General features: G+C 59.8%; 1 protein-coding gene. It reads right to left on the bottom strand.

Annotated elements, in window-relative coordinates:
• Positions 1-410 (bottom strand): sugar-binding domain-containing protein (locus AB1462_RS32320; RefSeq protein WP_367249201.1); only part of this gene is annotated, 410 nt, incomplete at both ends.

Here is a 410-nt window from a genome sequence, read left to right as displayed (position 1 = left end):
ATATCGCCCACCGCCCCGGCGTCGCGCATACGGTCTATGTCATCTTCGCTGAGATAGCCGGAGCTCAGCAAAACCGACTGGTGCGAAACACCACCCATGCCGAAGCAGACGACGTCGGCCTGCTCAGCAAGCGTCAGCACGCGATCGATGATCGGATCTTCTTCGAGCGCATCGCGGGTGGTCTTTTTGCCGACGATTGCCGGTACTGGCAAAAGCGTCGCCGTGCCCCCTCCGGCTTGCGCGAATTCTTCCGCCACAGCGCTCGTATGCGTCGAAGTCGAGCGGATATTGGTCGATCCGTTGAGGAGAACCACATGGACGCCGGGGTTCCAATTGCTCGGAAGGAACTTTGCGACAGCCGACATGGTGCGGCCCCATGAAACGCCGATAAGGTCGGTTTTCGGATTCAG

Origin of the sequence: Pseudomonas sp. SB113 (genome assembly GCF_040754745.1) — a bacterium.
In the GTDB taxonomy this organism is placed as follows: domain Bacteria; phylum Pseudomonadota; class Gammaproteobacteria; order Pseudomonadales; family Pseudomonadaceae; genus Aquipseudomonas; species Aquipseudomonas grimontii.
The sequence above is the reverse complement of the archived record's forward strand: the minus strand, read 5'-3'. Positions and strand labels throughout refer to the sequence as shown.